The 19,911-nt window shown below is 56.8% G+C and carries 19 protein-coding genes; 8 read left to right on the forward strand and 11 right to left on the reverse strand.

Going from position 1 to position 19,911, the window contains the following annotated elements:
* Positions 1-115 precede the first annotated feature (115 nt).
* The gene (locus ACOTTU_RS07975) at positions 116-580 is read right to left on the reverse strand and encodes a hypothetical protein (RefSeq protein ID WP_425657175.1); all 465 of its coding nucleotides are present in this window, start codon (positions 578-580) and stop codon (positions 116-118) included.
* Positions 581-653: 73 nt separating this feature from the next.
* Entirely contained in the window at positions 654-1,472 is an 819-nt protein-coding gene (locus ACOTTU_RS07980; RefSeq protein WP_298915363.1) for an ABC transporter ATP-binding protein, read from the reverse strand.
* Between the two features lie 88 nt (positions 1,473-1,560).
* Between ACOTTU_RS07980 and ACOTTU_RS07985 the strand changes: the two genes are divergently transcribed.
* The gene (locus tag ACOTTU_RS07985; RefSeq protein ID WP_425657177.1) at positions 1,561-1,740 is read left to right on the forward strand and encodes a hypothetical protein; all 180 of its coding nucleotides are present in this window, start codon (positions 1,561-1,563) and stop codon (positions 1,738-1,740) included.
* Between the two features lie 56 nt (positions 1,741-1,796).
* On the opposite strand, the gene ACOTTU_RS07990 is transcribed toward ACOTTU_RS07985, so the two are convergent.
* Entirely contained in the window at positions 1,797-3,767 is a 1,971-nt protein-coding gene (locus tag ACOTTU_RS07990; protein ID WP_425657178.1) for an AMP-binding protein, read from the reverse strand.
* Between the two features lie 227 nt (positions 3,768-3,994).
* On the opposite strand from ACOTTU_RS07990, the gene ACOTTU_RS07995 reads away from it, so the two are divergent.
* Together ACOTTU_RS07995 and ACOTTU_RS08000 are read left to right on the forward strand one after the other, a co-directional pair.
* On the forward strand, positions 3,995-5,908 hold the full coding sequence (locus ACOTTU_RS07995) for a PAS-domain containing protein (protein ID WP_425657180.1): 1,914 nt from the start codon (positions 3,995-3,997) through the stop codon (positions 5,906-5,908).
* Positions 5,905-6,606, forward strand: coding sequence for a response regulator transcription factor (locus ACOTTU_RS08000; RefSeq protein ID WP_425657182.1), 702 nt, complete (start codon positions 5,905-5,907; stop codon positions 6,604-6,606). The genes ACOTTU_RS07995 and ACOTTU_RS08000 overlap by 4 nt, the downstream gene beginning before the upstream one ends.
* Before the next feature lie 22 nt (positions 6,607-6,628).
* Here the strand turns inward: ACOTTU_RS08000 and ACOTTU_RS08005 are convergent, their stop codons facing one another.
* The 3 genes from ACOTTU_RS08005 to fdhF form a co-directional block, all read right to left on the reverse strand.
* Positions 6,629-7,819 carry a Zn-dependent hydrolase gene (locus ACOTTU_RS08005; RefSeq protein WP_425657184.1) on the reverse strand — a complete coding sequence of 397 codons (1,191 nt, stop codon included), beginning with the start codon at positions 7,817-7,819 and terminating at the stop codon, positions 6,629-6,631.
* A gap of 61 nt (positions 7,820-7,880) precedes the next feature.
* On the reverse strand, positions 7,881-8,423 hold the full coding sequence (locus tag ACOTTU_RS08010) for a hypothetical protein (RefSeq protein WP_425657185.1): 543 nt from the start codon (positions 8,421-8,423) through the stop codon (positions 7,881-7,883).
* A 75-nt stretch (positions 8,424-8,498) separates the two neighbouring features.
* A complete protein-coding gene (fdhF, locus tag ACOTTU_RS08015; protein WP_425657187.1) occupies positions 8,499-11,264 on the reverse strand; it encodes a formate dehydrogenase subunit alpha in 2,766 nt (921 codons plus the stop codon).
* Between the two features lie 225 nt (positions 11,265-11,489).
* On the opposite strand from fdhF, the gene ACOTTU_RS08020 reads away from it, so the two are divergent.
* From ACOTTU_RS08020 to ACOTTU_RS08030, 3 genes are read left to right on the forward strand one after another with little or no spacing between them, the layout of a single operon-like run.
* Positions 11,490-12,143 carry a histidine phosphatase family protein gene (locus tag ACOTTU_RS08020; RefSeq protein WP_425657188.1) on the forward strand — a complete coding sequence of 218 codons (654 nt, stop codon included), beginning with the start codon at positions 11,490-11,492 and terminating at the stop codon, positions 12,141-12,143.
* 11 nt (positions 12,144-12,154) lie between these two features.
* Positions 12,155-12,772 (forward strand): glutathione S-transferase family protein, encoded by a 618-nt coding sequence (locus ACOTTU_RS08025; protein ID WP_425657189.1) that lies wholly within the window; start codon positions 12,155-12,157, stop codon positions 12,770-12,772.
* The gene (locus ACOTTU_RS08030; protein ID WP_425657190.1) at positions 12,773-13,828 is read left to right on the forward strand and encodes a saccharopine dehydrogenase; all 1,056 of its coding nucleotides are present in this window, start codon (positions 12,773-12,775) and stop codon (positions 13,826-13,828) included. It abuts the gene before it with no gap.
* Here the strand turns inward: ACOTTU_RS08030 and ACOTTU_RS08035 are convergent.
* From ACOTTU_RS08035 to ACOTTU_RS08055, 5 genes are read right to left on the reverse strand one after another with little or no spacing between them, the layout of a single operon-like run.
* A complete protein-coding gene (locus tag ACOTTU_RS08035) occupies positions 13,825-14,556 on the reverse strand; it encodes an SDR family NAD(P)-dependent oxidoreductase (protein ID WP_425657192.1) in 732 nt (243 codons plus the stop codon). The two genes, ACOTTU_RS08030 and ACOTTU_RS08035, sit on opposite strands and share 4 nt — an antisense overlap.
* Complete coding sequence (locus tag ACOTTU_RS08040; protein WP_298915398.1) at positions 14,553-15,116, reverse strand: DUF3833 domain-containing protein; 564 nt, start codon at positions 15,114-15,116, stop codon at positions 14,553-14,555. Before ACOTTU_RS08040 ends, ACOTTU_RS08035 begins: the two co-directional genes overlap by 4 nt.
* 3 nt (positions 15,117-15,119) lie before the next feature.
* Complete coding sequence (locus tag ACOTTU_RS08045) at positions 15,120-16,355, reverse strand: MFS transporter (protein WP_425657194.1); 1,236 nt, start codon at positions 16,353-16,355, stop codon at positions 15,120-15,122.
* Positions 16,352-17,110, reverse strand: a complete 759-nt coding sequence (locus ACOTTU_RS08050; RefSeq protein WP_425657196.1) for a DUF1365 domain-containing protein — start codon at positions 17,108-17,110, stop codon at positions 16,352-16,354. The genes ACOTTU_RS08045 and ACOTTU_RS08050 overlap by 4 nt, the downstream gene beginning before the upstream one ends.
* On the reverse strand, positions 17,107-18,435 hold the full coding sequence (locus tag ACOTTU_RS08055) for an NAD(P)/FAD-dependent oxidoreductase (RefSeq protein ID WP_425657197.1): 1,329 nt from the start codon (positions 18,433-18,435) through the stop codon (positions 17,107-17,109). The genes ACOTTU_RS08050 and ACOTTU_RS08055 overlap by 4 nt, the downstream gene beginning before the upstream one ends.
* Before the next feature lie 242 nt (positions 18,436-18,677).
* Here ACOTTU_RS08055 and ACOTTU_RS08060 point away from each other — a divergent pair, with 242 nt between their 5' ends.
* Positions 18,678-19,202 (forward strand): sigma-70 family RNA polymerase sigma factor, encoded by a 525-nt coding sequence (locus ACOTTU_RS08060; RefSeq protein ID WP_425657748.1) that lies wholly within the window; start codon positions 18,678-18,680, stop codon positions 19,200-19,202.
* Between the two features lie 5 nt (positions 19,203-19,207).
* Entirely contained in the window at positions 19,208-19,867 is a 660-nt protein-coding gene (locus tag ACOTTU_RS08065; RefSeq protein WP_425657199.1) for a ChrR family anti-sigma-E factor, read from the forward strand.
* The last annotated feature ends 44 nt before the right edge of the window (positions 19,868-19,911 follow it).

Consider the following 19,911-nt stretch of genomic DNA (forward strand, 5'->3'; position numbering starts at 1 on the left):
AGGTTCGTGACCGTATGTTTGACGCCATAAGCGCCTGCAAACCGACAAGCGGGCGGACATGTGACAAGCACAGGATTGACCCGCGCGGCCCAGTTTTCGAATGGTCTGCAACAATTCAGCTTTCAAGGTTTGTCTCCAAAACGGAGTACGCGCCCGCATTAGTGCCTTCCAGGATAAGCGTCACCTGCAAGCGCGGCTCGATCCATTCAAGGCTGAGAAGAATAGTCGCGACCCCATTTCTGGTCATCTCATAACGATCGGTTTGCACCTGATCGACAATCCATCCGGCAATCTCGCCCCGATCCTCGATTTCTCCGGTCACGGAACATAGCCTGTCGCCATCTGCGAGAGGCGCAGGATCGAGGATAACCACATGCCCGGCCTCGGTTGGCCCATAGGCTACCGCATCACTCGAAAAAGCGCCGGGCAACTCGGCGTGTTTGATCCACGGCAGATCGCTCACCACCGCTGGCGAGAAGGCTTCAAAGGCATCAAGGCAGCGCGCTTGAAAGGTTAGCCATGCATCCGCCTTTGCTGGCTTCGCAAGGCCTGCTGCAACCAGTAGTGCAAGGAGGCCCACGCCACCTCGCACCCATCGAAATCGTGCAAATTGAGTATTGGCAGGAAATCGGTGCAAGAAGGGTGAAGTGGCACTAGTCATGCGCTACTCCCAGATAGGCGTCGATCACTGCCTGATTGCCGCGCACCTCCGCCGGGGTTCCGTCGCCGATCTTCTTGCCGTAGTCCATCACCACGACCCGGTCACTCAGATCCATGACCACGCCCATGTCATGCTCAATGAGCGCAATGGTTGTGCCGAACTCGTCATTCACATCGAGGATAAAGCGGCTCATGTCCTCTTTCTCCTCGACATTCATACCCGCCATCGGCTCGTCGAGCAGCAAGAGCGACGGCTCCGCCGCCAGCGCCCGCGCCAGCTCAACCCGTTTTTTCAGCCCATATGGAAGACGCGCAACCGGGGTTTTCCGGATGGCTTGAATTTCAAGGAAATCAATAATCTTTTCCGCGACTTCGCGGTTGGCAGTTTCCTCTGTTTCCGCCGCACCTTTCCACAAAGCCTGTTGCCAAAGCCCGGTTTTCATATGGGTCAGCCGACCGGTCATCACATTGTCGAGCACCGACATGCCTTCAAAGAGCGCAATATTCTGGAAGGTACGCGCGATGCCCTGCTGGGCAACCTGGTAAGGTTTCATCGGCGGGCGCGGGCTACCTTTGTAAAGAACCTCGCCCTCCTGCGGGATATAGAACCCAGAGATCACATTAAGCATTGAGGATTTACCCGCGCCGTTCGGGCCGATTATGGCGCGGATTTCACCCTCACGGATATCAAAGGAAATATCCTTGATCGCCTCAACCCCGCCGAATCTAAGGGTAATATTGCGCATCTCCATGACCACGCCGCCAATCTTGCGACCGTCCTCGGTGGTATATCCTTGTGATTGATCAAGCATGTTCTGCCCCCAACGTTCTAAGGGTCCGCGAAATATTAACCATTTTCGATTTAGAGTGATGGAAGGAGCAGCACGAGGGAGCATTACAATGCGTAAAGACTGGGAACGGAACTGCCTCATGTCCATGGCTGCCAAGCGCAGGAACAAGGGTCTCAGTCGCACGGAAGCGATCCGGGACATCGAATCCATCCTGCGCGGATTTTCGACACGCTTCCACATCAGTCGCGCCGTCAGCGCCACTTATGATGGATCGTCGACCTTTCTGTAGCTTTGGGCGACAAACAAGTGGTGCCATAGCGGGCATCGCATCAGGAACAGACGTTATCATTCGGCAGCCATCTTCTGTGCCACGGCCTGCACTGCAGCGTTGCGCACTTCCAATGTCGCAGAAATAGAGCCCTTGCGGCCATCTTCGTAAGTCACTTCCGTTTCAGTGCTGACCGAGCTTGATCCATCGTAGAGCGCCGCGATGATATCGGCATATTTCTCCTCAATGATCCTGCGGCGAACCTTGCGGGTGCGGGTCAATTCACCGTCATCCGCATCGAGTTCTTTATGCAGAACCACAAAACGGTGTACCTGACAGCCCGACAGCATTTCGTCCTGCGCAACAGAGGCGTTCACCTCTTCTACATGGGTCTGGATCGTGTCCATGACCTGAGGGTGGCGGGCAAGCTCCTGATAGGAGGCATAACCGATGTTGTTGCGTTCCGCCCAGTTGCCAACCGCCGTCAGGTCGATGTTGATGAAGGCTGTACACTCATCCCGCCCATTGCCGAAAACCACGGCTTCCAGAATGTTGGGGAAAAATTTCATTTTGTTTTCAACGTACTTGGGTGCAAAGAGCGACCCGTCCGCCATCTGCCCCACATCCTTGGCACGGTCGATGATACGCAGATGCCCCGTGTCCTCCTCGATAAACCCGGCATCACCGGTGGCGACCCAGCCTTCGGAATCTTTGGTGTCGGCGGTGCTTTCGGCATTCTTGTAGTATTCGACAAAAACCCCCGGAGAGCGGTAAAAGACCTCTCCGTTCTCCGCGATTTTCAGCTCCACGCCCGGGCAACACACACCCACAGTATCACTGCGCACCTCGCCATCAGGCTGGGCGGTGATGAAGACTGTGGCTTCGGTCTGCCCATAAAGCTGTTTGAGGTTGATCCCCAGTGATCGGTAAAAATCAAAGATTTCCGGCCCGATCGCCTCGCCCGCAGTATAGCCCACGCGAATGCGGCTAAACCCCAGCGTGTTCTTGAGCGGTCCGTAGATCACCAACTCACCGATATTGTAGAGGAACCGGTCCCATTGGCTGACGGGTTCACCGTCCAGAATGGCTGGCCCCACTTTGCGGGCATGCGCCATGAACTTGTCAAAAAGCCTTTTTTTCAAAGGGCTTGCATCTTCCATGCGGATCATGACGTTGGTCAATTGCGTCTCGAACACCCTCGGCGGCGCAAAGTAGTAGGTCGGGCCGATCTCACGCAGATCGGTGTGCATCGTCTCCGCACTCTCGGGACAATTGGTGCAGAAACCTGTCCACATCGCCTGACCAACGGAGAAAATGAAATCACCCACCCAGGCCATGGGCAAATAGGCAAGAATGTCATCTGTCTGGCGTAGACCATCAAATTCCGAGGATGATTTCGCCGTCTCGATCACGTTGCGATTGCTCAGCACAACCCCTTTGGGTTTGCCAGTTGTACCCGAAGTGTAAAGCATCACGCAGGTGCTGTCGTAGGTCAGTTTCGCCTGCCGCGCATCAAGCTCTTTGCTCAACTCGTCGCGTTTGGCACGGCCGGCCTCCTGCACATGCGCGTATTGATGCAGCTTCGCATGATCGTATTTGCGCAGACCCCTCGGATCGAGATAAATCATCTGTTCGAAATCGGGCAGTTGCGCCTGTACTTCGATGACTTTGTCGACCTGTTCCTGATCGCCGACGATCACGAAGCGCGCACCGCAATGCCCAAGCACATAGGCCATCTCTTCGGCAACCGCGTCCTGATAGAGCGGCACGGGGATCGCGCCACACATTTCCGCTGCGACCATGGACCAGTAGAGGTATGGTCGGTTCCGCCCGATGATTGCAACAAAGTCGCCTTCTGCCACGCCCAGATCAAGAAGTCCCAGTGCCAGTGCTTCGATCTCTTCGCGGGTCTGCGACCATGTCCAGGTCTGCCAGATCCCGTACTCTTTTTCACGATACGCAGGCGCGTTCGCAAATTCGGTCGCGTTACGATGCAGCAGCGCCGGGACGGATTGTGATCCGTCAGCCCCCAGGGTGCGATTATTCAACTGTTGTCCTCCCAGACCTTGCCAATCATGACAAGCGCAGCTTTTTCAGCTCTCGTGTGAATAACAATGTTGCTTTTGAGCATAAGGTCAACTTTTTCGTCATGATTTCTCAATCCTTACGAATTGTTACAAATCGGCTTTATTGTATGGTTCGGCAGAAACCGGATTTTCGGCAAAAAATTACGTGCTAGGCTCGGGTGGCAAACAATCACCCTCAGGAGCATCCTTTGGCCATCTCCCCGGACAGGACACAAGAGTTGACGGCGGCGGGTCTCAACCTGATTGGTCAGGCCCTGACGATCTACGATTCTGATCTGAAACTGGCCGTATGTAACGTTCCGTTCCAGCGCATGTTTGAGCTGCCCGATGAGTTGGTCACACCCGGTGCGACATTCGAAGACACCATCCGTCATCTGGTTCAGCGCGGTGAATATGGCGACGTCGCAGATATTGACGGGTTCGTGGCCGAACGTGTCGATCAGGCCCTCGCCTTTGAGCCGCATTACATGGAGCGCAAACGCGCGAACGGACGGATCATCAGCGTGGAAGGTGCGCCATTGCAGCAGGGCGGATGGGTCACGGTTTACACCGACATCACGCGGACACGGCAGCAGGAAGCGTTGCTGCAAGCCAGATCCGAGGAGCTATCGGGTCAACTGATTGATTACGCCGAAGAACTCTCTTCTACCAACCGCGAACTCGCCGCCATGAACGCAGCCCTTGAGGAGGCCAAACGCGAGTTGACGGAAATCGAGGCGCGCACCCGTCTGACAACCGAAATGATGCCGGCCCATATCGCCCATGTGGACGCGTCGGGAACCTACACCTATTCCAACCGCCAGTTGAACGCCGTGATCCCGGGACGACCTTCAGACATTCGCGGCATGCATATCAGCGCCGCTTTGGGGACCTCCGCCTATGATCGGATCGCGCCACACCTCGAGAAAGCATTCGACGGCAATCCGTCAGTATTTGAGTTCACCGATGACGCCAGCGCCCGGCGCATTCGGGCGGCATTCACGCCGGACAGCCGGGGTGGCGCGTATATCTTGTCGATGGATGTCACTGCCGAAATGCAGGTACGGGTGGCCATGCAGCAGACCCAAAGGCGCGCGCTGGCGGCTCAAATGACCTCTGGTCTTGCGCATGATTTCTCCAACCTTTTGACGATCATCCTTGGGTTGCAGTCAAAGCTGAAGCGCGCTGAGGGTTTGCCACAGGAAGCCGCCGAACTGATTGATGGAACCCTGGCAGCAGCACAGCGCGGAGGGAGCCTGCTGGGCAGCATCGCCGGAATGACGGCGCAGCGCTCCCTTCGGCCAGAAGCAACCGAAGTCAGGCAGATGATGGCCAACCTGCGCACACTGGCGGAGCCCACATTGCCCGATGCGATCACACTCGTGGTAACCGACACAACGCCTGATCGTCCGGTCATGCTGGATGCCGGGATGGCCACGGATAGCTTGCTTAACCTGATCCTCAACGCAAGAGACGCCTGCGGTACGAAAGGCAAGATTGGCGTTTCCGTGAAAGTCGTGCATGACACCTGGATCGAGTGGCAGGTCGAGGACACCGGGCCGGGGTTTTCAGAACAGGCCCTCAGCCGAGGGTTTGATCCATTCTTTACCACCAAGGGTGCCGGAGGCTCCGGGCTCGGATTACCGATGGTCTATGACATGACCAAGCTTGCCGGAGGTGATCTGCGGCTCGAAAACACCCAGACCGGCGCGCGGGTCACCCTTCGCCTGCCCTATCGACCCGCGTTGAGCGCGGCGATGGGCCTTGTGTTGCTGGTGGAAGATCGCGACGACTTGCGGTCGGTTTACCGGGACATGCTGACTGATCTGGGCCATTCCGTCATTGAGGCCACAAGCGCGGATGAAGCCACGGCGCTGTTAGCGGATCTGCCTGAAATTGCCTTCGTCCTGTCGGATGTTCAGCTGGCTGGCGAAGCGACGGGTATTGATCTGACAAATCGTCTGGCAGCCGGTATTCCGATCTTGTTGATGACTTCGTTGCCGGCAGAGGATCCACTGTTTAAGGCCGCGCAAAGAGCAGCGCCGCTGTTGCGAAAGCCATTTTCATCGGACACTTTGCAAGCTTTGCTGGCACCAAAATCCGCGAAAGAAATCGTCGCATGACCGCGCCGCTTATCACCATCCTTGACGATGAACCGGCCATCCGAAGCATGCTGACGGACGCACTTGAGGAAGCCGGGTATCGCACCTTGAGCTTCGCGCGCGCCAAGGAATTTAGCACGGCACTCACAAAATTCACCCCGGATGTATGCCTTGTCGATCTGTCGCTGCCAGACACCGATGGGCTGACGCTGGTGCACAAGCTTGCCCTTGAGCAAGGCGCCATCGTAATCATCATTTCCGGGCGGGCACTGGTGCAGGACAAGGTGACGGGCCTTGAGCTTGGTGCCGATGACTACATCATCAAGCCCTTCGATCCGGCGGAAGTTGTTGCGCGCATTCGGGCCCGGCTTCGCACCACCAAGGCGGAGCAGATTGTCGGCAAAACGGCGCAATTCGCGGGCTGGACCGTTTTTTTCGATCAATATGTGATGGAAGACGCAGATGGCGGGCAGACCGGATTTTCCCATGCCGAAGGTGAAGTTCTGCGCCTGTTTCTTGAGAACCCGAAACGCCTGATCAGCCGGGCGCAGATGCAGGACAATCTGGGGGGTGCCGCCAGCGAGAGCTTTGATCGCGCCATGGACGTGCGAATCTCGCGATTGCGTACCAAACTACGCGAAGATCCCAAAAACCCGCAATTGATCAAAACCATCTACGGGGCGGGGTATATCTTTCTGGGCGACGTCGATTGGATGTAGGCTTGGGTCGTGCTCAACCTGATCAGAGGCTTCTGACGGCATGATTCAGCACCCGCAGACCTGCAACCAGATGTTCTTCTTTGGTGTCTTCCTGAAAGGCATGGCTGATCCCATCAATAGACGGGACAAAAAGCATGGCGACGGGCATCAGGCGCGACAGATTTGTTGCGTCATGCAAAGCGCCCGACGGCATCTTGCGCCAGGCATCCGGCACGATGTTCCGGGCTGCATCGCTCAGGGCATCGACCAGCCCTTGAGCCATTGCGACGGGCTCCAGACCCAACATCGGACCAAAGGACAGCGCCATGCCGTTCATCTGCGCCACGTCATCCGCCGTGCTCCGGATGATCTCTTCCATACGCGCCAGCCGATCCGCATCAGCGTCGCGCCACTGCATCGAGAATGTCGCACGCCCCGGCACGATGGATGACGCATTCGGATGCAGCGTGATGTGGCCAATTGTCCAGACCGTCTGCGGCGTCACCACATTTTGCAGACGGTCATTCAGCAACATATTGAAATGTGAGACCGCCTGAAAAGCGTCGCGGCGCAGGGCCATGGGGGTTGTGCCGGCGTGGTTCTGTTGCCCTTCAAAGGTGATTTTCATGTCGCGGATGCCGACGATACCAGTCACCACACCGATGATGTCGCCGCTTGTGTCGAGTGTCGGTCCCTGCTCGATATGCATTTCGATAAAGCCGCTGAATTGCGACGGGTTGACTGGGCCTGTCACCATATCAGACATGGTTGCGCGCGCCTCGCGCAGGGTTATCCCGGAATGATCCGTCAAGTCATCCGCGCGTTCCTGATCCAGATGGCCGGACCAGACTGCACTGCCGGTCGTGACACCGAAACGCCCCTCCTCATCCTGAAAAGACACCACAGATACCGCCGGTCCGCCGCTTTCTTTGCAGCTTCGAGCGATTTCCAATGCGCTGATCACGCCCAGAGCGCCGTCCAGCCAACCGCCTTCCGGCTGGCTGTCCGAATGTGACCCAAGCAACATGGACGGCGCGCACGCCAGACCAAAGACATTGCCCATCGGATCAATTTCAACCTGCAATCCCGCATCGGCAAACCTGTCCGCCAACCAGCAACGCGCTGCAATGTCCGGATCCGAATAGGCCGGGCGCACAACCCCTTTGCCGGTGCCTGACGCACCAAAGCTGCGTAATTGATGAAGATCGGACAAAAATCGGTCTGGGTTGATCATCTGGCATATCCGGCTGGGTCGGGATAGTTTTTCATACCCTTACAAGCGCCTGAAATGAAGGTCAGTCGATCACGCCAACTGTCGGAAATCCGCATTGCTCCGCCATTTTGCCGTAAGCGGCGGTGAAACCTGACAGCGATGCCGCATAGACGACCTCGCCGTCCAGCGTGATCCACAACATGCCTGCGCGTCGCATTGTTTGCAGCAACCCCAAGCTGTCGTTCTGATGCGCCCGTGCGATTGCCTGTGCGAAGCCTTCGGCATCATATCCGGCAGTCACGAAGCCTTCGGTGCGCCAGTCAACATCGAACTCGAACATCACCCGCGCGCCATCTGTCATCATCGTCGTGTATCCACGCGGCGCACGTTCAAGCAGCTCCGGACCCGGGTAGAAATAGGGTGGTGCTGCGTCACCGTTCGATAGTGTTATCGCCAGGCTGGGATCACCATCGCCACCGGTTGATGCCGTGCAGGTGATCCGCAGATCTTCACCCGTGTCCACCCGTTCGACAGCCACGGTCCAGTCCTTGTAGTCCCAATACTGGTAGTCAGCGGCCGCATCCGTTGCCCAAAAAAACGCGAATATACCTAATAGTTTCCGCATTGACAGCAACCTCCTTTGACCCGATGCCTTTAAGGATAGACATCGGCCTTGAAGAAATGCTTTACGCGCGAGCGTTTATTCGGCGGCCACGCTGTCAGTGGCTTTTTCCACGCGAACGGCGGAGAATTTGAACTCCGGGATTTTGCCATAGGGATCCACCGCCGGATTGGTCAACACATTTGCCGCAGCTTCCACATAGGCGAAAGGCACAAAGACCATATCGGGTGCGACTGCGCGGTCCTCGCGCGCCATGATCGAGATGCTGCCGCGTTTTGTTGTCAGCACGACATGCTCTCCCGGTGCAACACCGAGCTTTCGCAACGTGCTGGGGTGTAGTGAACAATTTGCCTCCGGCTCCAGCCCGTCCAGTATCGATGACCGCCGTGTCATGGAGCCAGTGTGCCAATGCTCCAGCTGACGGCCGGTTGTGAGGATCATCGGATAATCCGCATCCGGCACATCGTCCGGGGCAATCACGCTGGCGGGGGTAAACCGAGCGCGCCCATCGGGGCGTGGGAAGCCTTCGCCAAAGACAATCGCCTGCCCGGGATCTTCCGGGCTCAGCGACGGGTACGTCACGGCGTTTTGTTCAGCCAGACGGTCCCAAGTGATGTTTTCCAGACTGCGCATATTCTGCTTCATCTCGGCAAAAACATCTGCCGGGGATGTGTAGGTCCAGGGCAGCCCCAGCCGCTTGGCCAGTTCCACCTCGATCCACCAGTCCTCGCGCGCGTCCCCCGGAGGCGGCACGGCAGGGCGGCCCATCTGCACCTGACGGTTGGTATTGGTCACGGTCCCGGTCTTTTCCGCAAAGGCACTCGCGGGCAGGATCACATCCGCATAATTCGCGGTCTCTGTGATGAAAATGTCCTGCACCACCAGATGATCAAGCTTGGCCAGAGCACTGCGCGCATGCTCGACATCCGGGTCCGACATGGCCGGATTTTCGCCCAGCACATACATGCCCTTGATCGCGCCTGCGTGCACGGCGTCCATGATTTCGGTCACGGTCAGACCTTTCTCATTGGAAAAATCCTCCGTTCCCCAGACAGAGGTGAAGGCCGCGCGCACACCGTCATCCGTCACAGGTTGATAGTCTGGCAGGAACATCGGGATCAGCCCCGCATCGGAGGCTCCTTGAACGTTGTTTTGACCCCGCAGCGGGTGCAGGCCCGAGCCCGGACGCCCGACCTGACCGGTCATCAGCGCCAGAGAAATCAGGCAGCGGGAATTGTCCGTTCCGTGGATATGCTGGCTGACACCCATGCCCCAGAAAATCATCGCGGCCTTGGCACCGGCAAATGTGCGGGCCACATCGCGCAGCACATCCGCGTCGATTCCGCAGATCGGCGCCATGGCTTCGGGCGAGAAATCGGCCAGATGCGCTTTCTCCGCCTCCCAGTTTTCGGTGTAGGCGTCGATATATTGCTGGTCGTAAAGGCCTTCTTCGACAATCGTGTGCATGATCGCGTTCAGCATCGACACGTCCGTGCCAGGGCGGAACTGCAGCATATGACTGGCAAAACGTCTGAGCCCGACGCCGCGCGGGTCCATCACAATGAGCTTGCCGCCGCGCTTGGTGAACTGTTTGAAGAAGGTTGCCGCAACGGGGTGATTTTCGACCGGGTTGCAACCGATGGCAATCGCCACATCGGCGTTCTCGATCTCGTTGAATGTCGCGGTCACCGCGCCGGAGCCCACGTTCTCCATCAGCGCCGCAACAGAGGACGCATGGCACAGCCGCGTGCAGTGATCGACGTTGTTGTGGCCAAAGCCCTGTCGGATCATCTTCTGGAAAAGATAGGCTTCCTCATTGGTGCATTTTGCCGACCCGAAACCGGCGATTTCGCGACCCCGGCCTTTCATACCGGCGGCGGCAAAATCCAGCGCTTCGTCCCAGCTGGCTTCGCGGAAATGGGTTTGCCAGTTGTCAGGATCGACATTGAGACCCTTTGCAGGCGCATCTTCCCGGCGGATGAGCGGCTTGGTCACGCGATGCTTGTGGTGAATGTAGTCGAACCCAAAACGGCCCTTGACGCACAGACGCCCTTCATTTGCCGGACCGTTGATGCCGTCCACATATTTGACCTTGCCGTCCTTGACCTTGAGCGACACCTGACAACCGACACCACAGAAAGGGCAGATGCTTTCAACCTCGCTGTCGTAATCCGCGCTGTCACCGACCTGATTGTCATCCACCACGGTCGACGGCATCAATGCACCGGTCGGACAGGCCTGCACACACTCGCCGCAGGCAACGCAGGTGCTGGCCCCCATCGGATCGGCCATATCGAAGGTCGGATAGGCATCATGCCCACGCCCGGACATGCCAATCACATCGTTGACCTGCACTTCGCGACAGGCCCGCACGCAAAGCCCGCATTGAATACAGGCATCCAGATTCACGCTCATTGCCACATGGCTGTCATCAAGCAGCGGAATGCGCCCCTCTTCCAGCTTGGGAAAGCGGCTTTCGCTGACACCGTTCAGGGCGGCCATATCCCAAAGATGGCTGGATTTGTCGTGCGAAACCTCTTGGTCTGGCTGGTCCGCGACAAGCATTTCCACAACCATCTTGCGCGCATTTTCCGCACGGGCTGAATTCGTGGTCACGACCATCCCGTCCAAGGGTTCGCGAATGCAGGAGGCGGCCAGTGTACGTTCGCCTTCAATCTCGACCATACAGGCACGGCAATTTCCGTCCGGACGATAGCCGGGGGCCGGTTTGTGACACAAATGGGGGATCACGAGACCGCGACCATTGGCCACTTCCCAGATCGTCAAACCGGCATCCGCCTGAACTTCCTGACCATCCAGTGTGAAAGTAATTTTGCCCGACATCTGCACCCGTCTCCTCAGAATCCTCCTGGAACTATAGAGTTCACAGAGTTGGTTCAGCACCCTATTCCCGACACATCGCACCAGATTTCCGCCAGATGCGTTTCCCATGGGAAAATCAATGTCCCGATACACCCGCCTGCGTGGATTTCCGGTCGCTGCCCATGCCTGCCCTTTCAACCCGGAGACCAGTCGCCTAGAAGAACGGTAGGAGCCAAGAAAGCAGACATGTCGCACATTACCCTCATTCGCCACGGTCAGGCAAATTCAGGCGCACAGGATGAAGCCAGCTACGACAAGCTGAGCAGTTTGGGACACCAGCAATCTCAGTGGCTTGGCGAGCACATGCGCGTACAAAATCAACACCATACACGGCTTTATACCGGCACATTGAAACGACACCAGGAAACCGCCGCTTCGATGAATACCGGCCTGACGCCAATTGCGGATGCGCGTCTGAATGAGCTGGAGTATCTGACACTTGCCCGGGCGCTGGAAACGGAAAAGGGCATTCCCTTTCCCCAGGATCAGGCAGCGTTCACCGCGCATTTGCCACAGGTTTTTGCAGCATGGCAAAAGGGCGAAATCCAAGGCGCGCCAGAACGGTTCGTCGATTTCGAAAGTCGGGTCATGTCGGCCATCACGGAAATCGCACAAGGGGATGGCCCTGCGCTTGTCGTCACCTCGGGTGGCCTGATTTCAATGGTCATGCGCCAGGTTCTCAGGCTTGATATTCAGGCCATGGCGCATATGGCACTGGCCATTTACAACACCTCGCAACACAGGCTCTTTCCCATCGGCGGCACCCTGTCACCCACCATGTTCAACGCCATCCCGCATCTGGAAAACCCAGACAGACACTACGCTCAAACCCATGTTTGAAAGGACAGATCATGCGCCTCTATTATGCTCCGCGGACGATATCGATTGCCGTCGCGATCACCCTTGAAGAAGCCGGGCTGGCCTATGAACCGATCCGCGTGGATTTCCAATCCGCAGAACAAACCAAAGAACCCTATCTGCGGGTCAATCCAAAGGGTCGCGTCCCGGCGCTGGAGACAGCCGACGGGACGATCCTGACGGAAACCGGGGCGCTGCTTGATTACATCGCGGCGATGGCGCCACAGGCTGATCTGGTGCCCTCTGACCCCGCCCGCGCCGCTGAAATGCGCAGCATTATGTACTACCTGGCAGCGACGATGCATGTGAACCATGCCCACAAGCAACGCGGTCATCGCTGGGCCACAGAACAATCCAGCTTCGATGATATGAAATCGAAAGTGCCGCAAACAATGACCGAAAGCGCACAGTATTTTACAGATCACTGTCTGCAGGGCGATTATGTAATGGGGTCTCAGTTCTCGTTAGCCGATCCGCACGCCTTCATGATTTGCAGCTGGCTTGCGGGAGACGGCGTCGATATGGCTGGGTTCCCGGAAATCGGCGTGTTTCTGGACCGTATGCGCGCCCGAAAATCCGTGCAGGCCGTGACAGCGAAGGGAATGCTCTGAATGACACATCTTTGGGTTCGCGCCGAGCAGCGTGACAATGAAACCCGCGTTGGCCTGACACCAGAAGGTGCCGCCGCGCTCATGGCAGTGGGCATCGATGTGACCGTCGAACGATCACCCAGTCGTGTCATCGCCGATGAGGCTTATGCGCAGATGGGATGTACCATGGCCAAGAGCTACACATGGCCGGATGCTCCCCAAGAGACCATCATTTTTGGTCTGAAAGAACTGCCAGAGGAAGACAGCCCGCTGATCCATCGCCACATCATGTTTGGCCATGCGTTCAAAGGCCAGCCTGCCGGGCTGCGCCTGCTGCGGCGGTTCCGGAAAGGCGGCGGGACCCTGCTCGATCTCGAGTATCTCACAGATGCGCAAGGACGCAGGCTTGCGGCCTTCGGGTATTGGGCGGGGTATGCGGGAGCTGCTGTGGCGCTGAAATGCTGGGTGGCGCAGCAAACGGGTAGGCTTGCCGTTGCGCTCGGTGCCTATGAGACATCCGCCCACCTGCTCTCTGACTTGCAGGCCGATCTTGACGCCACCGAAACCGACCGTCCCAATGCTCTGATCATTGGTGCGCAAGGACGCGTAGGCTCTGGCGTTGCTGATCTATGCGCCGAGATGGGGGTTGCAACAACAAAATGGGATCTGGCCGAAACCGCAAGCGGTGGCCCCTTCCCGGAAGTTCTGACGCATGATCTGTTTTTCAACTGTGTGCTGGCGCGACCCGGCACACCTGTATTTGTCCCGGTGGAGGCCATAAAGCAGCCCAGAAAACTGAGCGTTATTGCAGACATCGCCTGTGACCCTGACAGCGATTTTTCACCAATTAAAGTATATGATCAGACCACCAGCTGGGAAATGCCGGTCCTGCGCGTCCATGAGCATCCGGTATTGGATGTCACTGCCATTGATAATCTGCCCTCATTGCTGCCGCTGGAAAGTAGCAAGGATTATGCAGAACAATTATTACCTGTTCTCAAATCTCTCGCTGAACCTGACGCGCCGGTCTGGACCCGAGCACGTGCAACCTTCGATGAGCATATCGCGAAGCTTTAGGAAAAAATCCGGAAATACAGCCAATCTGGAAGAAATTGGCTCGCGCGGAACACCAAGGAGAACAGGCGCGGGAAACTGACCTTGAACTTGTCGGTATTCATCTGCTTGAACATCTCTTCTGCGGCTTGTTCTGCTGTCATGATAAATGGCATCTTGAAGTCGTTCTTGTCGGTCAACTGGGTCTTGATGAAACCGGGATTGGCGAGTTGAACCTGCACACTGGTGTCGCGTAAATCAGCATACATGCATTCGGCCAGCGACATGGTCCCGGCCTTTGAGGCCGTGTAACCGATGGATCCGGGCAAACCCCGAAACCCGCTTAGACTGCCGGTAATGACAATATGCCCTTCATCCCGGGTCACCATGGGCGGAACAATCGCCCCCATGACACGCACCAACCCGGTGAAATTGATGTCCGCCATCGCCGTGGCCTGCTCCGCGTTCCAGGCTTCGGCCCCAAAAGGCCAGTAGACGCCCGCCAGAAACACCACACCGTCAACGCGTCCGACCGCTTCGGCTGCCTCGGTGACGCTTTTGTCGCTCGACACATCAATGGTCTGAAAGGAGCCTTCATTTGGCAATGTATCGACAAGGTTTTGCAGCTTTTGTTCGGAACGCGCAGAGACGATGACATGCGCGCCCGCGAGACTGAGGCGTTTTGCCAAAGCAGCACCCAGCCCGTCACTGGCCCCCACAAGCCAGTAGCGCTTGCCTTTCCAGGATTTCATCGGGCTTCCTTGGGTCTCATCGTGGCGACGAGTTCGGCAACCTTGATACCAAACTTGCGGAACTGCGACCGGTTCATGATGGTGCCATTGGGTGTGAGATACATCCAATCGACAGTGTTGAGAACATGCCCGCCGGAGGCCTCGGGTAGCCGGATTTTGTATTTCAACTGAACCGTGGGGCCGGTCTGACACCCAATGCCATTTCCTACGACATCATCAGCAGTCGCGCGAATGGCACCATTGTCTTCCATCGTCAGATGCCACTCGCGATCCTGGGTGCTGCCATCATCATAGGTAAAACGCTCTTTCATGGAGCCTGCATTGCCTGACCAGGATGCATGAAATTCGGCTACAAACCGGCTGCTCACGCGACCCAACGGTCCATAGATCACGCCTTCGCAGAGTATCGGGCCGTTGAGATGCTCCCGCAAATCGAATTCTGGCCCTGCGTCTTCATAGTCCTCGGGTTTTTGCGCCGCAAAGCCCCACATACGACCGGCAAGCCAAACAGCGATGAGACCAAGGACGATACCCGCGATCACGTAAACCCAAGCACTCATTTTTCAGACCTCTCTCAAATTGGTCACCGCCAACAGAGCGACCGCGACCAGCTTCAGGGCACATGGAACGGCAGCATAGAGCAATGCGAGCAATACCAGCGTATCTTCGGGATTGTTGGACGCAGCACCACTCTGAAAGCCTGCGCGCTCCAACAAGGGCAGCAATGTCACCGCCGCAAAGGCAAGCGTCAGTTTCGACACGAATGACCAAAGTCCAAAACCTTCTGCTGCGGAGGGTGAAATTTGCGCCAGACGTTGTGCGAAAATCGCGGGCAGCAACGTCAGATCGGCCCCCAATGTCGCTCCCGACGCCACACATATGATCGCAAACAGCACCCAATCTCCAGGACCAAGGGTTAACGTGAGGCCAAATGCGCAAATGGCAAGGATCATGGCGAGGATCAGCACATCTCTGGCCCCGAAGCGCTCAGCCAGACTGCCCCAGACAGGCGCAGCCACGGCGGCCGACAGGAAAAATACCAAAAGCAGCGGACCTTCGAGACCTGGTGCGTCCAGTCTGCTTTCAACGAAAAACAGGAACAGGGTTGAGCTGACCGCGACAGGGGCCGCATTCACCAATGCGATCAGCAACAACCGGCGCGCCAGCTTATCTTTCAGCACCGTTCCAAAACCGGTGGCCGGGGGCGTTCCTGCGGAACTCCATTCCTGTCCCATAACCAATGCGGCCAGTAGAGCCAGACAGCAGAAACCTGCTGCGAACCAGGCAAAGGGAGAGGCCACGTAAGCGGCCAAAGCGACTGGTGCAACAGCGGCAATACAAACCCCGATCAACGCACCACTTTCCCGCCACCGCGCCAGTTTCAGATGGCCCTTTCCCGATAGCCGCGCGGCCTTCAGGACGCCCTGCGCATAAAAATTGATGGTCAGGAAACTGAATGCGGAAAAAACAAGCGTGAGTGTCAGGCCAAACCAGACCAGGGGGGGGAGCAGCGGAGGAATGGCGAACAATCCAATCATGGCGACGGCAATCACAGCACAGCCGATGGTTACGCAGATCGCGCGCCTGTCCCGCATTTTCTCAGACAGCTTTCCCAACAGGGGATCCTGCACAACGTCCAGCAGTCGCAGCCCGAACAAGACCGCACCAAGCGCCGCGAGAGAGACGCCATATTCATCCACATAGAATTTCGGAGCGTGGATGTAGATCGGCAACCCGGCTGCCGAAAGCAATGCCGCGAAGAGAGAATATGCCGGAAGGCGTTCGGCTGCTTGCGTCACCGGGAAACCTCATTTTCGGGCGGAACCGGGCGCACCCGGTACCTTGAGCCTTTCAGCCAGAGCTTAAACGCCTGCCAATGGATCAGCGCCAGAACACGCCGCGCACCGAACGGACGTCGCAGTGCCGAACGCAATATCGCACCATTGGTCAGAGGTTTACGCTTGCCGGTGAGGGTTGCAATCAATCCCCCGTCTTTTCTTGAATAATCTATCCAGATGCCGATGCGTGCGTCGGTGATGTCGAAGCGAAACGTGTAACCGCCCTCAACCGGCTGGAACGGCGAAACATGGAATATTTTCGCCGCCGTTAGCGTATCGCTGGGTGTAATGGGCCTGAGATCCATGTGATGGCACAGATAGCTATGACGATCTCCGAAAGTGTTGCTGACCTCAGCAATAACGGTGATCAGGGCTCCGTCCGCCCGCCGACAAAGCCAGAAACTGACAGGGTTGAAGACATGCCCCAACATACGCGGCTGTGCCAGCAGCTCAATCTTTTCAACACCGGTGATCTGATGGCGCTCAAGAACGTCGCGCACCCAACCGGCGCCGCGACCCACACCCGGCGCACCGCCATGGTCAATATCCTGCAATGACGTCAACCCGGGCTTGTTCCGCGAAAACAGGTAAGGTGTGCGTACCTCTGCCTCGGCGTCCATCAGAACATAGTCCACGGAATAGCGGAAGGCGTTTTCCGCAGCGCCCTTGCGTCCATGAAAAGTTTGGCCGGCGATATGATCAGCTTGCCGTGTCATTCGGCTGCAATTTTCTGGTTGTGTCTTTCCTGGAGGGCACGGACAACGTCAACGGCGCTCGATAGTCCATCTTCATGAAATCCGTTTTTCATCCAGGCGCCACAAAACCAGGTGTTGTTCGTGCCATTGAAGGATTGCACCTTTTTCTGCGCAGCCAGTGCTGCCAGGTCGTAGACCGGATGGCGCAGGGTGACATGATCGTATATCAATTCCTCCCGGATCGTGCGTTTGGTGTTCAAGGTCACGAAATGCGGATCATCTTTCGGAATGGGTTGCAGCGAATTCATCCAGTAGGTCAGGTCAATTCGGTCAGATTGCGCCGCCTGATCTTCCGTATAGACCCAACTGGCCCATGTTTTACGTCGTTTCGGCATAATCGTCTCATCCGCATGAAGAATGATGTCATTTGGCTGATAGGCGATTGCCCCCAGGGCCTGCCGTTCCTGATCCGACGCATCCCCAAGAAGGCGCAGACTGTCGTCTGAGTGGGTCGCAAGGATCACCTCATCGAACTCCTGCGGATCACTCTGCCAGGCCTGAACGATCACACGTCCGGCTTGACGCATGACGGATTTGACAGCCGTCCCAAGACGCAATTGCGCGTCCCGGTCTCGCAGAGCGCTCTCCAGTCTGCGGATATATTGGATGGAACCGCCATCGACCGTGTACCACTGATGCTGCCCCGTCACCCCAAGCAGCGCATGGTTCTTGAAAAACTCGATCATCGCATGCGCGGGGAAATCCATGATCTTTTCTGTTGGCGTTGACCAGATCGCACCGGAAAGCGGCAACAGATAGTAGTCACGGAACCAGTCTCCGGAACCAAGCTTCTGGAGAAACTCCCCAAGGGTCAGGTTTCTGTCTTGCGCAATATCCAACGCATGTTTGTTAAAGCTCAGAATATCCCGCACCATTGCCAAGAATGCCGGGCTTACCGCATTGCGACGTTGTGCAAAGAGCGCATCAAGGGATGTCAGCGCATATTCCAGCCGACCGCCATCAATTGACGCGCCAAAGCTCATGTTCGACTTGGTAACAGGAACATCCAGCTGTTCAAAAAGCGCCGACATATAAGGATAGTTGGCGTAATTGAACACGATGAACCCTGTATCGACGGGCTGATCTTTGTTCTTGCCCGCAACCACCGTCCGCGCATGACCCCCCAGGCGCGGTTCGGCCTCGAACAGCGTCACCTGATGTTCCTTGCTCATCATGTAAGCCGCAGCCATACCGGATATGCCGCCGCCGATGACGGCAATCCTCAAAGGTTTGCCATGACGCCCGCTTTCAGGAAGTGACGTTGCTGTGAGGGTGTCGAAGGGCATCACTTTAAGGTCCGCAACTCGTTGTGTTGATGGAATGTATACGATGAGCGTAGAAAAATGGATGCATCCCGTGTCAAACAAAAAAATTTGATCCAATTATGCACCTGCGGCGTAAACGGTGCATGTTGGCAAATGTTGAAATTCGACCCAAGCTAGCGAGTGCTGGCGCAAACTCGATCGGGTTTGTGCGCAATGAAAAGGTAAAAAAACAACCGGTGACGCCGAAAAATGCAGCAGCCAGATTGCTTTGGGTCGAACATGTATCTCGCATCCGGGACCATAAGGATACCCAGGCCTTTGCGGATTTGTTTGATCACTTTGCGCCACGCGTGAAGGGGTTTTTGATCAAGTCCGGCGCGGATGCATCCTTGGCCGAAGAGTGCACGCAGGATGTTATGGCGACCTTGTGGCACAAAGCGCATCAGTTTGATGCGTCACGCGCGTCCGTTGCAACGTGGATTTTCACGATTGCGCGGAACCGAAAAATTGACTTGTTGCGCCGTCAGCGCAGACCCGAACCGGAGGACCTCACCTGGGGTCCGGAAGAAGAACCAGATCAGGCGGATATCCTGAATCTGCAACAAGAAACGGAACTGCTGGGTGCAGCTTTGGCGGATTTGCCAAGCGCCCAGAGGGAGTTGATAGAAAAGGCGTATTTCGGGGATCTGACCCATAGCGAAATCGCCGCTGAAACCGGTCTGCCCCTGGGCACGATCAAATCGAGAATACGTCTGGCGCTTGAACGATTGCGCCATGTAATGAAGTGAATGACATGAGTGAGAACATCAAACACCATCTTAGTGACTCCGTGCTTATGGCCTACGCCGCAGGCGCGTTACCCGAAGCTTTCAACCTAATGGTTGCGGCACATCTCTCCCTATGCGACGCCTGCCGGGCACAGGCCGAAAGCTTTGAAGCCCTGGGCGGCGAAGTTCTGGAACAGCTCCAGGATGGCAAAGAGGCATTGGTGAGCGCTGAGAGCTACGCCGCAACTTTAGCCTTGATCGCAGGCGGCCCTGTTGAAACGGCCGCAACTGAAGATACCGGGTGCGCTGTACTACCTAAACCGCTGCGCGACTATGTGGGCGGCGACCTGAATGCCATCCGCTGGAAACCAGTTGGCATGGGCGTCAAACAGGCGATCCTGCCAACGTCGAAGGAAGCATCCGCCCGGTTGCTTCTTATTCCGGCGGGCACGGCCATGCCCGACCATGGCCACCAAGGCACCGAGATGACGATGGTGCTGCAAGGCGCGTTTCAGGATGACGACGGCTATTTCGCGCGCGGTGATGTGGAAATCGCAGACAGCGATCTGCATCACACGCCCGTGGCGGATATCCATGAGGATTGCATCTGCCTCGCGGTCACGGATGCGCCTTTGCAATTTGACCGGTTGATCCCGAAGATAGCGCAAAAATTCCTGCGCATCTGATCCAGAAAAAACGGGCCCGAAAAGGCCCGTTTTTGCACTCAGCC

The sequence above is a fragment of the Roseobacter sp. EG26 genome, assembly GCF_049830555.1.
GTDB lineage: Bacteria > Pseudomonadota > Alphaproteobacteria > Rhodobacterales > Rhodobacteraceae > Roseobacter.